This window comes from Acinetobacter sp. LUNF3, assembly GCF_022699605.1.
GTDB lineage: Bacteria > Pseudomonadota > Gammaproteobacteria > Pseudomonadales > Moraxellaceae > Acinetobacter > Acinetobacter johnsonii.
Genome location: NZ_CP093968.1, coordinates 2838407 through 2853429, shown reverse-complemented (window position 1 = coordinate 2853429; position 15023 = coordinate 2838407). Strand labels below are relative to the sequence as shown.

The following is a 15023-nucleotide window of genomic DNA, read 5'->3' as shown; positions in this document are numbered from 1 at the left end:
TTACCCACCTTAAGTCACATTTTAGTAGCAGCATCCCGAGTTATTTTTGTCGAATTGGCGAGACCGTGCTTTCGTCTAGATTAGGTTCAATCAAGTCATCGATCGAGGTTTGCGAAAACTTATTGAACAATGCCGTTAAGTTGACATTACCGATCACTACCAATTCTGCTTCACGCAACACGGCATGATTGACATGGACTTTACCTAAAGTATCGATAATGGAACGGTTTTTCCCTAACCAGCGATTCAAATCCAAATGCAGCAGATCATCTTTGACTTTAATCACATTTAGTTTTTCTAAAATCATGCCTAAGGGGTCTTGGTTCAGGACTTTTTGATAAAAGAATAGGGCACAGCGCACACCCATTTTATGAAATACCGTTGGGTATTCAGCATCCAGCACACTGGTGTCACTGATTTGCTCAAATACGATCAACTGCGTTTTTTTATTTAACTCCATTTGTGCCAGTTTCAAATCTACCGAAAGCGTGAGTTTGAGTCCGTTATAGTCGAGCGTGGCGTATAAACGTAACCAATCATCATGTAAGTCGGCATGCAAGTCTTTCAACATTCTCACGTTGTCGGTCACAAAACGTTGAAAAGTGGCATTTAAAAAGACTTGAGACATTGGAAACTCGCGCTCATCCTCAATAAATCCTTCCGCCTTTTGATAAACTTGGCGTAAACGATTTGAAATGTTGGAAATAAGCGTTTGCATAAGAGGCGTCCTAGCGAATCAACGTGTTTAAGCGATCAGATCTCTGGTCGAAGTGTTTGAAAAATACTGCTCATGAACCTTGCAGTTTAGCAAAATTCATTGCACCATTTTCATGATTTTATGAAACAGTGAATCTAAATGGCACAAGGTCTCATTCTACGCAATAAAATGAAGACTGTGTCTATTTTATACTGCGCGCCTGCGCTTTGGGGAACAAGACAAATTGTCGGTTTGGTGTGATGCTTAGAAAAATAAATGTAATGCCTTTGGCTCATGATTGGTGGAAAGACCCAATTTTTACAGCGACTGTTGTGTTGGCGGTATTTTTGCATCTCGTAATTTTGACTTTGCAATTTGCGATGCCTCAAGAAAATGATGCGGCAGTGAAAGAAATTGCGGTGACTTTGCGTCCTTCAGATAAAAAAATTGAAAATGCAGATTTTTTAGCGCAAGCCGATCAACAGGGTTCAGGGACTTTTCGTGAGTCACATCGCATGTCGAGTGACATGCCCGCACCGATGCTTGAGCAAAGTACAGGCGAAGAGCAGCCTGAAACTTTAGAACAGATCCAACAAAAACGTGAGCTGAATTTTGAAGAAAAACTGTTGATGACGACTTTGAGTTGGCAAAAACAAGCTGAGGATAACCAGCGCAAAAAAGCCATGGAAGAGATGAACAGCCAGTTTCAAGCCAAAGCAGCAATGGTGGCCAGCCTTGAAGCGCAATATTTGCAACGCCAACAAAACTTTAGCCGTCAGCAAAAAATTAAAACAGTCGATGGTATTCAAGCCAAGCAAGATGTTTCGGCAGCCTATCTTGAAAAGTTCCGTCAGAAAGTGGAGTTTTATGGCAACCGTTACTACCCAGAAGCAGCTAAACAGCAGCGGCTGGCGGGTGAAGTGCGTTTAATGGTGATTCTAAATGCATCAGGAGGTATCCGTGCCATTCGCCTGATTGATAGTTCAGGCCATGAGATGCTCGATGAGGCTGCAAAAGCCTCGGTGCGTAAGGCTGCACCATTCGGTGGATTTGATACCAAAATGAAGGATATTTCTGAGTTACGCATTGTGCGTACATGGCGTTTTGACCCAGCAGAGGCAGAGTTTGAAGTGCACTGAGCTGTGCACTTTTAAGTGTACTTTGATGATTTTGCTTACTTCGGATTATTGGGTTGCGCGTACATAGGCACCGTCTTGACGTCCACCGATCCAAGTCACAGTTAAATGAGACTCTTCCACATCTAGGCGGGTAGGAAAAATTTCTAAGTGCTTGCTATATTTCGGTAATGCTTTTAAACCAATGCAGTTGCCGTTTTTCCACCATGTTCCTTCGGCATATTGGTCTAAAGAGCCGACAGCTAAGTACCATTTAAATTTACCGTTGGGCTCTAGTAAAAGCTCGGAACCGACCTCCATAACGCCGTTTAAATAATAATGTCCAGCCCACGCCTGATCTGCGTCTTGAAACTTCACTTCCTGACAGGATGTTTGATTTTCAGTATTGCTATTGGCATAAAGTGGCATTGTGAAGGATAGGGCGATAATGCAGAGTAGTTTTGAAATCGATGTATGCATTTTTATAATATCTTCATCTATTTTTCATCTTGTATTATTTTTAGCATAAATAAACCCGACACATCGAGATGAATCGGGTGAGCTGTTTCAAATCTAATAATTATTGTTCTAAATAAGGGTTTTCAAAACCGAGTTTAGCCAAAATTTCAATTTCGATACCTTCCATTTCTTCAGCATCTGCTTCTGACGTTTCATGGTCATAGCCCATGAGGTGCAAAGTGCCATGTACCAACATATGAGTGAAATGCGTCAGTGGCGTTTTGTTTTGTTCTTTCGCTTCCAACAGTACTACAGGAATGCAAATGACCAAATCGCCAATAGGAAATGAGTCAAGAATTTGTGCCATTTCATCGGGTAAGTCGCTCGGGAAAGACAACACATTGGTTGATTTATCTTTGCCGCGATATTCCAAATTCAGTTTATGACTTTCATCATGGTCGACACAAGCAATGCCAATTTCACAGTTACTCTGCGTGCCAATATGACGTAAAACAGTTTCTACAACTTTTTTGATATAGCCACGTTTCAAGACCAACTCAGGTGTTTGAAAGTCCTGTTGTAGAGAAAGACTCAGTTTCAAAATAGATCCTTAAATAATGATATCTGCGGGCATTTTAAAATGCCCGCAGACTTTAACTTAATGCTGAGCATCGGCAGCGGCATCATTTTCAGCCACTAAGGCCTCTTGACGCGCTTTGCGTTCAGCACGCGCTTCAGCCGTTAAGCGATGTTGTTCTGCATCCCATCCCTCATAAGCTTCAACAATTTTTTGTACTAATTGGTGGCGTACCACATCACGAGAGTGGAAGCGAGTAATATGAATTTCTTTGATCTTATCGATAATACGTAAAGCATGCGCCAGACCAGATTGCTGGCCACGTGGTAAGTCGACCTGTGTGATATCGCCTGTAATCACCGCACGAGAACCAAAGCCTAAACGTGTGAGGAACATTTTCATTTGTTCAGGCGTGGTGTTTTGTGCTTCATCTAAAATCACGAAAGAGTGGTTTAAAGTTCGACCACGCATATACGCCAGTGGTGCGACTTCAATCACTTGACGTTCAATCAGTTTGGCCACTTTTTCAAAACCAAGCATTTCATACAAGGCATCGTAGAGTGGGCGCAAATAGGGGTCGATTTTTTCGCTTAAATCACCCGGCAGAAAACCAAGTTTTTCACCTGCTTCAACGGCAGGACGAACCAATAAAATCCGTTGAATTTCATTGCGTTCTAGCATGTCGACTGCGGCTGCAACGGCGAGATAGGTTTTACCTGTACCTGCAGGCCCAATACCAAAAGAAATATCACTTTGTAGAATACGCTGCACATAACGCTTTTGGTTGGCACCGCGTGGATTGATACGACCTTTACGGGTTTGGAGCCATACTTCATCTAAACCAGTGTGCTCTTGTCCGTCGAGGTCTTCTTGCAATTCACGGTCAGTCTGACTGCCTTGAATCATAAGGTGTAAGGTGTCGGCACTGATTTGTGCCGTATTTTCTGCTTCTTCATGCAGGCGATGGAGCAGACCTTCGGCTCTCTCAACTGCATCCATTTCACCATCGACATAAAATGCATCACCTCGATGGGAAATAGTGACATCTAAACGCTGTTCGATTTGTTTCAAATGACCGTTATAAGCACCGAGCATGCTCTTTAACCGTTCTATTGAAACCCCAGGAAAAGTTACTGTACGTCGAATCGCTGCAGTCAAGAGAATTCCTTTAAGTAGTCAGAATCTATTCCCTTACATTACGCCACGTCAGGCTCAAGATTCAAGAGTTCACCATAAACAAAATTCAAAGTTTTAATCTCTGTCACTTCGATTTCGGCGAAACGTCCGACCCATGCTGCATCCCCAATAAAACTCACATAACGAGTGTTATCAGCTGTACCAATCAGTAGGTTTGGATCTTTATCCGAAACTTTCTCGACCAAAACGCGTTGAATGGTGCCGAGCATGGCATCGGTCTTGTCAATACTTGAGCGTTTAATCCACTTTTGGACTTTACTGAGACGCTCTTTTTTCACCTCTTCAGAGGTGGTGTCTTCAAGATCAGACGCAGGTGTACCCGGACGTTTTGAATAGACAAAACTGTAGGAATGGTCGAAGTCCATGTCTTTGATAAACTGATAGGTTTCTTCAAAGTGTGCATCGGTTTCACCCGGGAAGCCAATGATGAAGTCACTGGATAAATGCATATCTGGACGGACTTTGCGTAATTTGGCAATTTTGTCGATATAGACATCAATGGTGTGGTTACGCTTCATGGCTTGCAATACATCGTTTGAGCCGCTTTGTACGGGCAAATGTAGATGCGACACCATTTGCGGAAGGTCACGGTAACACTCAATCAAGTCATCATTAAATTCAAGCGGGTGTGAGGTGGTGTAGCGCAAACGCCCAATACCAGGAATTTCTGCAACAAGACGTAACAAGTCTGCAAAAGTACAGATATTGCCTTCGAATGTTTCACCGCGGTAACCATTGACGTTTTGACCCAATAAAGAAATCTCACGGACGCCTTTTTCGGCTAAGGTCGCAATTTCTGCTAAAACATCATCCAGTGGGCGAGAAACTTCTTCACCACGGGTGTAGGGCACCACACAGAATGAACAATATTTTGAACATCCTTCCATAATTGAAACAAAAGCCTTGTAACCTTCAACACGCGGTTCAGGTAAAAAGTCGAATTTTTCAATGTCTGGGAAAGAAATATCGACCAATTTGATTTTTTCTTTCTTGGGTTTTTCGATTTGATCGAAGTGCTGATCCAGCATTTGTGGCAAACGGTGCAAGGTTTGTGGGCCAAAAATCATGTCGACATAGTTGGCACGTTTTTGAATGTTGTCGCCTTCTTGCGAAGCTACACAACCACCGACACCAATGATCAGGTCTGGATTTTTGTCTTTCAGCTTGCGCCAGCGACCCAATTCAGAGAACACTTTTTCTTGGGCTTTTTCACGAATCGAGCAGGTATTCATGAGTAGAATATCAGCTTCTTTCGGATCTTGGGTCAGCACATAACCGTGCGAGTCGCCAAGTAAGTCTGCCATACGGTGACTGTCATACTCATTCATCTGACACCCTTGCGTTTCGATATACAGTTTTTTAACTGATCCATCGATGGCTGGGGTGTGCTGTGGCTGGGTAACAGTGTTTTCTGAGGCAGCTTGGGCACCATTTGGAATGAAGGTTTGAACCGTCATGTAGGCTCCTAAGGGGATAAATCTAGGTTTTTGTGTCTGATCGGTATCTGTGGCGGCGAAAGCAGAGCTTGGCTGGCGACAAAAAAGGTCGATCAAACACCATGTGAAATCTACGAAAGGCGCATATTTTAGCAGGAAATCTGAATAAACTTATAGCTTTAAATCTGAAGCTAAAAAGATTGATTTGTGAAGTGAAAATGCAGGAAAATTAATATTGTCTAATCATAAGGTTACATAAGAGAACAATAGAGTCTGTTATGAGTTATTAAACTAATGAAAATGATGATACGAGACTAGGCAATCCAAAGATGACTGAAGGCAAACCCATGTTAAAACGATTACAGAATAAATATTATCAAGTGTTTGCGTTGGGTGTGGCTGCCTTGGGTCTATCGGCAGCGACACATGCCGCAGATGAACAGTTTAATGATGCTTTGCGTGCAGCAAATGCAGGCAATGTTGGTTTATTACAGCAATATCAAAGCAGTATGCAGGGTGATGTGCTGGGCTATTATCCTGAATACTGGGTACTTAATAGTAATTTGGCATTGCAACCTGCGGCGAATATTGCTGGATTTGCACAGCGCTATCCGCAATCTGCCATGGCTGAGAAGTTAGCAGCAGATTACATCGAAGAAAAAGTCAAAATGGCTGATTTTGCTTCCGCGCAGCCGGTATTGGCCTATGTGTCCAATGCAGATCGCGCAGAAAGCTGTGCCATGGCGCAAGTCCGTGCCAAGTCAGGCGATCCTTTGGTTTTTGCCGAATATAAAGATGTTTGGCTCACGACCAATTCACAACCTGAATCTTGTACAGGGCTGGGGCGCATGATGTTGTCTAGTCCACTGATGACGGAACAAGACAAACAACAACGCCTATGGTCACAGTTACGTGCAGGGCAGTCAGGCCAAGCAGTTGCAACCGCACAAACCATTGGCATGAATCTGTCTTTGGCTCAGCTGAACAGTATTCAAGCCGATCCACTGAACTATCTCTGGTCCGCACCGAAAGCGTCGGCGGCAGATCAAGCATATTTAATTTATGCCATTGGCCGTTTAGCCGACAGAGATCTAAATACTGCACTGGCGTCGGTCAAGCGAGCTGCTGAGGGGACACCTGAGTCTGTACAAAAAGCGTTGTACCGCGCTGTGGGGTATATCGGTGGCACAACCGTTATGAAAAACAATTTTAATGTGGAAGTGTTGCAAGCCTTCGATCGGAGCTATGGTTTAGCACTGAGTGAAGAAGAAGCTGAAATCTATGCACGCCAAGCCATTCGTTTCGGCGCATGGGAGAGTGTCATTCGTGCCATTGATGGCATGAGTGTGACGCAAAAACAAGAAGATCGCTGGCAATATTGGCTAGCCCGCGCTTCAGAACAGCGTGGTGATGCAAAATCAAAAGCACTGGCGCGCGAGATCTTCAAAAAATTGTCAGTAGGTGACGATTATCATAACTTATTGGCAAAAGATCGTATTGGTCAGCGTTATCAAACAATTCCAGCCAATACCCAACCGAGCAATGCGGATGCGCAGCGTTTGAGTCAAGATATTCACTTTAGCCGCGCTTTTGCACTGCGCAACGTCAATGCGCCAGACAATTATGTCAACCGTGAATGGAACTGGGCTGTTCGACAAGCTTATTTAAAACAAGATGATGGCTTAATTTTGGCTGCTGCCAAACGTGCAACAGAAATGGGATGGTATGACCGCGCGATTTATGCAGCCGATCGAACCGTCAAGCAACATAATTACAGTTATCGTTATGCCATGCCGCATCAAAGCTATGTGGTCAGCCATAGTCGCAATGCAGGCATAGATCCTGCATGGGCATATGGATTAATGCGCCAAGAAAGCCGATTTGTCACCCATGCTCGCTCGCATGTCGGGGCAGGTGGTTTGATGCAAATCATGCCGGATACGGCAAAACTGGTCGCTAGACAATTGGGTGAAACCTATAATCCTGCTGCACTGAGTGATATGAATACCAATGTACGTTATGGCACATTTTACTTGTCCATGATTCAAAGCCAATTAAGTAACAGTCCTGTACTTGCCACAGCAGGTTATAACGCAGGGCCTAATCGTGCGCGCCGTTGGCAGCCTGAAAATCAGCCGATTGCGGCGGATCAATACACAGAAAGTATTCCTCTAACTGAAACTCGCGATTACGTTAAGCATGTCATGAGTAATGCGACCCATTATGGTGTGCTGCTTGGACAGGGGCCACAGTCGATCACCCAGCGTATGCAGAATATTCCTTTTAGAAATCAATAATAAAGGCCTAGGCATTTTATGGTTTTGATGTCATCCCAATCAGTCTTAACGCAAAAGCTTCTGCTATTGATCAGCAGCGGAATTGCTATGGGATTTTTTGCGACATCAGCCCATGCAACACCGACCGTGTTTGGCTATGTGATGGAAGTTCAAATGACACCCGCCGTGTGTTTGTTCGATAACCAAGGCTCAAAGAAACGGAAATGTTTGGAAGGCTATTCGCTCAACATCACTGGCTTGTATCCTGAAACTACAACACGAGAGTGTCAGACCAATTCCTCAGCAGTGCTGTCACCACTTCAGGCCAAAGTGGTGGCTAGGGTGATGCCCGATGAGCATGCACGTCGCCAATTGTGGGCAGAGATTGGGGGGTGTGTGCCGATGATTGCCAGTCAATATTTTCGTAACGTGATTAATTATGCAGAACGTTTAAAAATTCCCGCAGATTTGACTTCATCTGAAAATAAAACCGCGCAACTGCATAGCTTACGTGGACAGTTCCAACGTTTGAATCCTGGACTACCTGCAAGCGGGCTGCGTTTTAGCTGCCGTACTCACCGTCAAACCAATATTTTGACCGAAGTCAAGGTCTGTTATAAACCCAATGGTCAGTACAAAGGTTGTGCAGAGAATATACAAGAAAACTGCCCAAATTCTTTTGCGATCAAGGGTTCTTACTAATCTCTTTCCCTAAATTAATTTATATTTCCTATCATACTTTTGTTGGAATTCATTCTCTTTTACATGCATCTGCCAAAGTATTGGAGTACAATCTTTGCCGTTTATGATTATTAAGATTAGATAGAACAGCTATTTAATCATATAACGTTCCTCAAATGGAGATAAGTACATGAAGCAACCTGTTCGCGTTGCCGTTACTGGCGCTGCTGGTCAAATCGGTTATAGCCTATTATTCCGTATCGCTAGTGGCGAAATGTTAGGTAAAGACCAACCAGTTATTCTGCAATTGTTAGAAGTTCCTTTTGAGAAAGCTCAAGCTGCGCTTAAAGGCGTAATGATGGAATTAGACGACTGTGCTTTCCCATTATTGGCTGGCATGATCGGTACTGATGATCCAAAAGTTGCATTTAAAGATGCTGACTACGCGTTATTGGTTGGTTCACGTCCACGTGGTCCTGGTATGGAACGTGCTGACTTATTGAAAGTGAACGGTGAAATCTTCATCGGTCAAGGTCAAGCACTAAACGAAGTTGCTAGCCGTGACGTTAAAGTGCTTGTTGTAGGTAACCCTGCAAATACAAATGCTTACATCGCAATGAAATCTGCTCCAGATCTTCCAGCGAAAAACTTCACAGCAATGTTACGTCTTGACCACAACCGTGCGTTGACTCAAATTGCTCAAAAAGCGGGTGTTGCTGTAGCAGACATCAAAAACATGACTGTTTGGGGTAACCACTCTCCAACGATGTATGCTGACTACCGTTTTGCAACTGTAAACGGCGAAAGCTTAAAAGACAAAATCAACGATGCTGACTGGAACGCGAATGTATTCCTTCCAACTGTTGGTAAACGTGGTGCTGCGATTATCGAAGCGCGTGGTTTGTCTTCAGCTGCTTCAGCTGCGAACGCTGCTATCGACCATATGCGCGATTGGGCTCTTGGCACAAATGGCGAATGGGTAACGATGGGTATTCCTTCTGACGGTTCTTATGGTATTCCTGAAGGCGTAATGTACGGTGTTCCTGTAACTTGCGAAAATGGCGAATACACACGTGTTGAAGGCCTAGAAATCGATGCGTTCAGCCGTGAGCGTATGGACAAAACTCTTCAAGAACTTGAAGAAGAGCGCGCAGCAATTGCTGACATGCTTAAATAATTAAAAACTGATCTGTTCAAGATCTGTTTTGAAAAAGCACTCCATTTGGGGTGTTTTTTTATATGGGGTATTTATTGAACAAAAAATAACATGCTGTGATGTAGATACAACTGAGCATAGATGGCCAAAGGTTTATTCTAAAAGGGCATGATCAGAGCTTGAGGAGAACAATGATGTTTGACCAACAACCGACTTTAGAACTTTTATTTGAACAATTGGGGCTTGATGCGAGTGCGGAAGCAATCGATCAGTTTATTGAAACACACCAACTTACTTCAGACGTTCCATTGCATAAAGCACCCTTTTGGTCAAAAGCACAGCATGACTTCATTATCAGTAATTGGAAAAAAGATGATGAATGGGCAATGGTGGTCGACCTGTTAAATGAACAATTGCATACAGAACATACGCTTTCAGGATCGTGTCATTTATAATCACAAATTGAAACAACAAACCTAGTTTTATGACTAGGTTTTTTTAGAAAATACATATAAGTTAATTCAATAATAATTGACAGTAGTATTGATAAGGAGGCCGAGATGCTCAGTCAACATAAACCATCCTTAGAGCTTTTATTTTCGCAACTGGGACTCGCCAATAGTGCGGCTGCCATCGAGTTATATATTCGTACGCACCAACTTCCTGCTCATCAATCTTTACACGATGCACCGTTTTGGAATTCCGCACAACGTGCGCTATTAATCAGTCATTTGGTTCAAGATGATGATTGGGCGATTATGGTTGATGAGCTCAATCAACAGCTACACCTCGATGCTTATAAACTTCAAACTGCCTAAATTGATTTTATGCTGTTGTCATTTGAAGATTGGAATTGACCCATAAAAAAACGCCTGATTTCAGGCGTTTTTTTATTTGTGCATTTTAGTGCAATTTACTTTGCATCAGCTTGATAAACCAATCTTCTTGATGAAGGTCAACAAAAGCGGCATGTTCACGCAGTAAAACGAAATCAAACTCGGTGCTTTTCGCATATTTACCAAGCCAGTGTCGTGCCAATGCCGACTCTTTTCGACTGACCGAAGCATAGGCCAAAAACAGGTAAATATCGCCCTGACCATAGCTGGTCAGCGGTTTTAAAATTTGCTGTGTAATCAACGCAAAGCGATCTTCTTTGGTGATTTCAAAGTACAGCATATAAGCCTTTGCAAGGTGCAAAGACAAATTGAGGTACAAAGACAGAGGCATTTCCTCAAACTCAATTCGGCCTTGCTCAAGTAATACCACCGCTTCTTGTAAAAAGTGGACTTGCTCTTGGCGCAGTTGGCTCAGTGTGACTAACTGTAAGCGCAAATCAGCGCGCTCAAGGGCTAATTCAGGGCTATTGCCTTGTAGGTAGAGTTGATCTGTTTCACCAATACGCTGAATAATTTGTTGACTGCTGGCACGCATCGGTTACATCCTCATCAATTGATGTTCAGTATATGAGGATACTTTTTACAATTTAAAGTCTTTTTGCTTGAATCATAGGATTGTACTGTCACTCCGTAACCATCCAGTAATTGATAAACGCTGATGTTTAGCTTCTAAGACCTCATGCAGCAAGTCACTTTGAAACAATGCAATACGATTCGGTTTGGGATGTAGCACATGCCAAATGTCATTTTTATCTTGCAGATGAAGTTCACCGCCCCAATCGTCTTGCCAATCTTCGTGTAAATAATAAACCGTAGAAATCATGCGGCCATTTTTGCCTTGAGGGTTGTCACGGTGTAGGGCATAAAACTCGCCAGCGTTATAGCAAGCAAAATGTGCTTCGACGTCTCGAATACCAAGATAAAAGGCACGATTTAGTTCCTGACCCAAACTATAAAGGGCTTGAACATGATGATTGGAAATAACGAGCTCGGGATTGAGCCATAAAATGTGATCACTACGGATCTTGCTAATGACACCGTTTTGAATAGCGGCTTCACGAAAGCGGTTTAAGTTCGAAGTACATTCTTCAATGAGTTGATGTACATAGTCATTAGAATAGGCGTCATCAATGATGGCAAAACCATGTTGATCTAAATCATCTAGGATTTGATCAACATTCCAAGACTTTGGGAGAAGAACTGCTTCCATTACATTAACCTAAAAAAGACAAAGAAAAGCCACGGTTATTCTAGTGTATGAAAGCAATCTGAACGAAACTATTTTTCATGCTAAAATACTCATTGATTTTAGGAATGATAGAAACATGAATTACCGTCACCACTTCCATGCAGGTAACTTTGCAGATGTCATGAAGCATGTCCTTTTGCTTCAGATTTTGACTCGCCTCAATCAAAAAGATAAACCGTATCGTTATATTGATACGCATGGCGGTGCTGGTAAATATGATTTATCGACTTCAGAAGCACAAAAGTCGGGTGAATTTTTAAATGGTATTCACCGTTTAGTAAAACTTGATGACTCGATTAAGCGTAATGCGCCTGAAGGTGTTCAGCAGTATTTAAAAATTGTTGAAAAAATGCGTGAAGGTTCAGGTAAAGGCGCTTATCCAGGTTCACCGTGGTTTGCATTGGAAGGCATGCGCGAAATCGATAAAGCCACCATTTTTGAAATGCAACGTGATGTATTTCAACAGTTGTATTACAACGTTCGTGACAAACGCGCGGGCTTACATGAGCGCGATGCGTATGAAGGGCTATTTGGGGTTATTCCACCCAAAGAAAAACGCGGTTTGGTGATGATTGATCCACCTTACGAAGTGGAGCGTAAAGATTTCCCTCAATTGGTTGATCTCATAGCGACTGCATATAAAAAATGGCCAACGGGTGTGTTTGCAATTTGGTATCCAATTAAAGACCGCGCCATGATTGACCGTTTTGAAAAGAAAATGATTAAAACCGGTATTCGCCGTCAGTTGATCTGTGAAGTATGTGTTTGGCCAGATGATACCCCAGTGGGCTTAAATGGTTGTGGTCTGTTGGTGATTAACCCACCTTGGAAGTTTTCTGAAGATGCAGATGAAGCGCTACAATGGTTATTCCCGCATTTGCGTATGAGTGAAAATGGTGGTCATGCTGCTGTTCGTTGGTTAGTTGGCGAATAAAGATAGACTATAAGAGAAAAGGCTACATTAGGATCGACAGAGAATGACAAATATAAATAAACCTGAAAGCGAATCTTCACCCCGCAGTACGCCTACTTTTGATGGGATTACTTTCGAGGTGGAAGAAGAAGAGCACACACAGGAAGGTCAAAAAGTAAAACGTCGAGGTATTTATTTGTGGCCGAACCTTATTACAACGGCAGCGTTGTTGTCAGGCTTTTATTCCATCATTGCCAGTATGAATGGCAACTTCCAGCAAGCGATTTATGCCATTTTCTTGGCAGCGTTGTTGGATGGCTTGGACGGTCGCGTTGCACGAGCAATTGGTGCACAGAGCGCTTTTGGTGAGCAGTATGATTCTTTATCGGATCTATTGGCGTTCGGCGTTGCACCCGCTATTTTGATGTATAGCTGGAGTTTGGATTCGCTCGGTCGTATAGGTTTGGCATGTTGCTTTGTCTACACCGCCTGTGCTGCGTTCCGTTTAGCACGTTTTAATGTGCAAATCGGTGTGGTCGATAAGCGTTACTTTATTGGTGTAGCTAGTCCACTTGCTGCCATTATTATTATTTCATTGGTTTGGGTCGGACTCGATTTCCCCGAAATTTTTGATATTCGTGAGCGGGGTATTCAAGCCATTAGTGCAGCAGTGATTGTGTCTGTCGGACTCCTCATGATTTCGAATATTAAATATTATTCATTTAAAACGGTAGATCGTAAGCGCGTTCCATTTTTTGTCCTTCCTATCGCGGTCTTTATTTTTGCTGCAATGACTTACAATATTCCTGTCGGTATTTTAGTCATTTCCTTGATTTATGCATTATCTGGCTTTGTTACTACGTTTTTAGCACGACGTCAGCACAGCCCATCATGAGTTAATGATATGTAGAAGGAGTATGATATGTGGTTGTTTCAAGATTTTCTCGATCAGTCTAAACAACTTAATCAGACTCCTTCACGGTCACTCCCTGCTTATCACCCACCCAATAAAAAATATAAAATTATTCATCAAGCTTTAACCATTCCTAATCTTCCTGCACCATTACATTATTTAAATTTTTTGAGCATGATTGGTCAGCCCAATACGCCCATGTTTCGCAATAACAGTGCAATCAGAACTACACCCTTAGATACTGCTACGGTATTGGCCAGCAGCAGTCCACATATGGCAGGGCAGCTGAACCGTTATTCAATTTCTGCGGAATGTTCATTTCAAGAAAAAACATTTAAATTTGCTAACAAAGAACAACTCATGGGAACGTTCCCAAAATTTCAAATTCAAAGAAAAGACACAGAATTGAGTTTTGAAATTGAAATTACAACAACGCCGCTGATTTCACATTTCACCAAATTACGTTTTGGTCTTGCTGAGCATTGGTCGCTATTGTGTCGATGTCAGGGAGAAGTTAAATATAAAGAACAGCGCTATTTCATTGACCAATTAGGGGCTTTTGAATACGCGCGAAGTATCGACTTTAGTTATTTGCCTTTAGCCTTTTTCACGTATCAAGTCATTAATTTGGTGGATCAGCGTCAATTATTGTTAGAACAAATTCGAGATTCGTTTAATCGAATTGTGCAGTCACGTATCTACATACGTGATTTGCAAAAACAACAAACCCATATGTTTGATCGGATGGTTCGCTTTCAAGTTCATCGTGTTTATCCTGCTGTGAAAACTCCCAATGGGCAAAAAATGTATTTACCGCGAGAGTTTGAATGGCATTATCAAGATGAGCAGGGGCATTACATTCATCTTTACGCACAAAGTCGTGGTGATTTTAAATTTGGTTTAGCTGCGGGTTATGTAGGTAGCTTTAAATATCAACTCAAAATGGATAATTATGAGGAACAGGGCGAAAGTGGTTATTGTGAATATGTGGATTGTCGTGCATTAAAGTGGCAAGAAAAAAAATCGCACGAAAAAAATCGAAATGAAATTGGAGAAATTGTCCCGTTTTCACTCAAAAAATAAGAAAAAAGCATCATTTTGCTGAATAAATAAACAAGCGGGAGTTTTTTTATAAATAATTGAGTAAAGGGGGTTGTGTTGGGTGTGAAATACTGTAGAATGCACATCCATCGGCGGTGATGTTGATAAAAACTTGTTGAGAAACAAGGATTTAGCCCAGGCGGTAGAATCTGAAAGTCTTGAATAAGTTTAAAAATAATTAACAAAACCAGTTGACTTCTTCTTGAAAGAGAGTAGTATAGCCGACCTAGCTTGCTGATGACGAATCAGCAAGAAGATCATTAAGAGATTATGAAGAACAACTTGTGTGGATTTTTACTGATTGATCGATCGAAAATATTTCATTGATTGATGGTAGAAATTACTCGAAGTTTATTT

General features: G+C 42.3%; 16 protein-coding genes. 9 read left to right on the top strand and 7 right to left on the bottom strand.

Annotated elements, in window-relative coordinates; all coding sequences use genetic code 11:
• Positions 1-40: 40 nt before the first annotated feature.
• On the bottom strand, positions 41-718 hold the full coding sequence (locus MN200_RS13880) for a hypothetical protein (protein ID WP_004977854.1): 678 nt from the start codon (positions 716-718) through the stop codon (positions 41-43).
• Positions 719-978: 260 nt separating this feature from the next.
• Between MN200_RS13880 and MN200_RS13875 the strand changes: the two genes are divergently transcribed.
• Positions 979-1836: a TonB family protein gene (locus MN200_RS13875; RefSeq protein WP_010327571.1), complete on the top strand. Its 858-nt coding sequence runs from the start codon at positions 979-981 to the stop codon at positions 1834-1836.
• 45 nt (positions 1837-1881) lie between these two features.
• Here the strand turns inward: MN200_RS13875 and MN200_RS13870 are convergent, their stop codons facing one another.
• From MN200_RS13870 to miaB, 4 genes are all read right to left on the bottom strand, one after another.
• The gene (locus MN200_RS13870) at positions 1882-2241 is read right to left on the bottom strand and encodes a hypothetical protein (protein ID WP_234305135.1); all 360 of its coding nucleotides are present in this window, start codon (positions 2239-2241) and stop codon (positions 1882-1884) included.
• A 151-nt stretch (positions 2242-2392) separates the two neighbouring features.
• Positions 2393-2872 (bottom strand): rRNA maturation RNase YbeY, encoded by a 480-nt coding sequence (gene ybeY, locus MN200_RS13865; protein ID WP_242759668.1) that lies wholly within the window; start codon positions 2870-2872, stop codon positions 2393-2395.
• A gap of 57 nt (positions 2873-2929) precedes the next feature.
• Complete coding sequence (locus MN200_RS13860) at positions 2930-4006, bottom strand: PhoH family protein (RefSeq protein ID WP_242759667.1); 1077 nt, start codon at positions 4004-4006, stop codon at positions 2930-2932.
• 38 nt (positions 4007-4044) lie between these two features.
• Positions 4045-5502: a tRNA (N6-isopentenyl adenosine(37)-C2)-methylthiotransferase MiaB gene (miaB, locus tag MN200_RS13855; protein WP_010327568.1), complete on the bottom strand. Its 1458-nt coding sequence runs from the start codon at positions 5500-5502 to the stop codon at positions 4045-4047.
• A gap of 308 nt (positions 5503-5810) precedes the next feature.
• On the opposite strand from miaB, the gene MN200_RS13850 reads away from it, so the two are divergent.
• From MN200_RS13850 to MN200_RS13830, 5 genes are all read left to right on the top strand, one after another.
• Positions 5811-7778, top strand: a complete 1968-nt coding sequence (locus MN200_RS13850; RefSeq protein ID WP_242759665.1) for a lytic transglycosylase domain-containing protein — start codon at positions 5811-5813, stop codon at positions 7776-7778.
• Positions 7779-7805: 27 nt separating this feature from the next.
• Positions 7806-8459: a ribonuclease I gene (locus MN200_RS13845; protein WP_242759663.1), complete on the top strand. Its 654-nt coding sequence runs from the start codon at positions 7806-7808 to the stop codon at positions 8457-8459.
• A gap of 169 nt (positions 8460-8628) precedes the next feature.
• A complete protein-coding gene (locus MN200_RS13840; protein WP_004691225.1) occupies positions 8629-9615 on the top strand; it encodes a malate dehydrogenase in 987 nt (328 codons plus the stop codon).
• A gap of 173 nt (positions 9616-9788) precedes the next feature.
• Positions 9789-10049, top strand: a complete 261-nt coding sequence (locus tag MN200_RS13835; RefSeq protein ID WP_004691222.1) for a DUF2789 family protein — start codon at positions 9789-9791, stop codon at positions 10047-10049.
• A 105-nt stretch (positions 10050-10154) separates the two neighbouring features.
• Positions 10155-10412 carry a DUF2789 family protein gene (locus MN200_RS13830; RefSeq protein WP_004691219.1) on the top strand — a complete coding sequence of 86 codons (258 nt, stop codon included), beginning with the start codon at positions 10155-10157 and terminating at the stop codon, positions 10410-10412.
• A gap of 85 nt (positions 10413-10497) precedes the next feature.
• On the opposite strand, the gene MN200_RS13825 is transcribed toward MN200_RS13830, so the two are convergent.
• Positions 10498-11025, bottom strand: coding sequence for a hypothetical protein (locus MN200_RS13825; RefSeq protein WP_004691217.1), 528 nt, complete (start codon positions 11023-11025; stop codon positions 10498-10500).
• A 72-nt stretch (positions 11026-11097) separates the two neighbouring features.
• A complete protein-coding gene (locus MN200_RS13820) occupies positions 11098-11700 on the bottom strand; it encodes a 2OG-Fe(II) oxygenase (protein ID WP_242759661.1) in 603 nt (200 codons plus the stop codon).
• A 115-nt stretch (positions 11701-11815) separates the two neighbouring features.
• On the opposite strand from MN200_RS13820, the gene rlmJ reads away from it, so the two are divergent.
• The 3 genes from rlmJ to MN200_RS13805 are packed head-to-tail and all read left to right on the top strand — an operon-like array spanning position 11816 to position 14648.
• A complete protein-coding gene (rlmJ, locus tag MN200_RS13815; RefSeq protein WP_004691214.1) occupies positions 11816-12673 on the top strand; it encodes a 23S rRNA (adenine(2030)-N(6))-methyltransferase RlmJ in 858 nt (285 codons plus the stop codon).
• A 43-nt stretch (positions 12674-12716) separates the two neighbouring features.
• The gene (gene pssA, locus MN200_RS13810) at positions 12717-13547 is read left to right on the top strand and encodes a CDP-diacylglycerol--serine O-phosphatidyltransferase (RefSeq protein WP_005401245.1); all 831 of its coding nucleotides are present in this window, start codon (positions 12717-12719) and stop codon (positions 13545-13547) included.
• Positions 13548-13574: 27 nt separating this feature from the next.
• Positions 13575-14648 (top strand): DUF6670 family protein, encoded by a 1074-nt coding sequence (locus MN200_RS13805; protein ID WP_104222156.1) that lies wholly within the window; start codon positions 13575-13577, stop codon positions 14646-14648.
• The last annotated feature ends 375 nt before the right edge of the window (positions 14649-15023 follow it).

Excerpts from the sequence above, each read along its gene's own strand:
- MN200_RS13845 (WP_242759663.1), top strand. The coding sequence starts at position 7,806 with ATGTCATCCCAATCAGTCTTAACGCAAAAGCTTCTGCTATTGATCAGC.
- MN200_RS13830 (WP_004691219.1), top strand. The coding sequence starts at position 10,155 with ATGCTCAGTCAACATAAACCATCCTTAGAGCTTTTATTTTCGCAACTG.
- MN200_RS13875 (WP_010327571.1), top strand. The coding sequence starts at position 979 with ATGCCTTTGGCTCATGATTGGTGGAAAGACCCAATTTTTACAGCGACT.
- rlmJ (WP_004691214.1), top strand. The coding sequence starts at position 11,816 with ATGAATTACCGTCACCACTTCCATGCAGGTAACTTTGCAGATGTCATG.
- miaB (WP_010327568.1), bottom strand. The coding sequence starts at position 5,502 with ATGACGGTTCAAACCTTCATTCCAAATGGTGCCCAAGCTGCCTCAGAA.
- MN200_RS13880 (WP_004977854.1), bottom strand. The coding sequence starts at position 718 with ATGCAAACGCTTATTTCCAACATTTCAAATCGTTTACGCCAAGTTTAT.
- MN200_RS13825 (WP_004691217.1), bottom strand. The coding sequence starts at position 11,025 with ATGCGTGCCAGCAGTCAACAAATTATTCAGCGTATTGGTGAAACAGAT.
- MN200_RS13805 (WP_104222156.1), top strand. The coding sequence starts at position 13,575 with ATGTGGTTGTTTCAAGATTTTCTCGATCAGTCTAAACAACTTAATCAG.
- MN200_RS13870 (WP_234305135.1), bottom strand. The coding sequence starts at position 2,241 with ATGCCACTTTATGCCAATAGCAATACTGAAAATCAAACATCCTGTCAG.
- MN200_RS13835 (WP_004691222.1), top strand. The coding sequence starts at position 9,789 with ATGTTTGACCAACAACCGACTTTAGAACTTTTATTTGAACAATTGGGG.
- MN200_RS13840 (WP_004691225.1), top strand. The coding sequence starts at position 8,629 with ATGAAGCAACCTGTTCGCGTTGCCGTTACTGGCGCTGCTGGTCAAATC.
- MN200_RS13820 (WP_242759661.1), bottom strand. The coding sequence starts at position 11,700 with ATGGAAGCAGTTCTTCTCCCAAAGTCTTGGAATGTTGATCAAATCCTA.
- MN200_RS13850 (WP_242759665.1), top strand. The coding sequence starts at position 5,811 with ATGACTGAAGGCAAACCCATGTTAAAACGATTACAGAATAAATATTAT.
- pssA (WP_005401245.1), top strand. The coding sequence starts at position 12,717 with ATGACAAATATAAATAAACCTGAAAGCGAATCTTCACCCCGCAGTACG.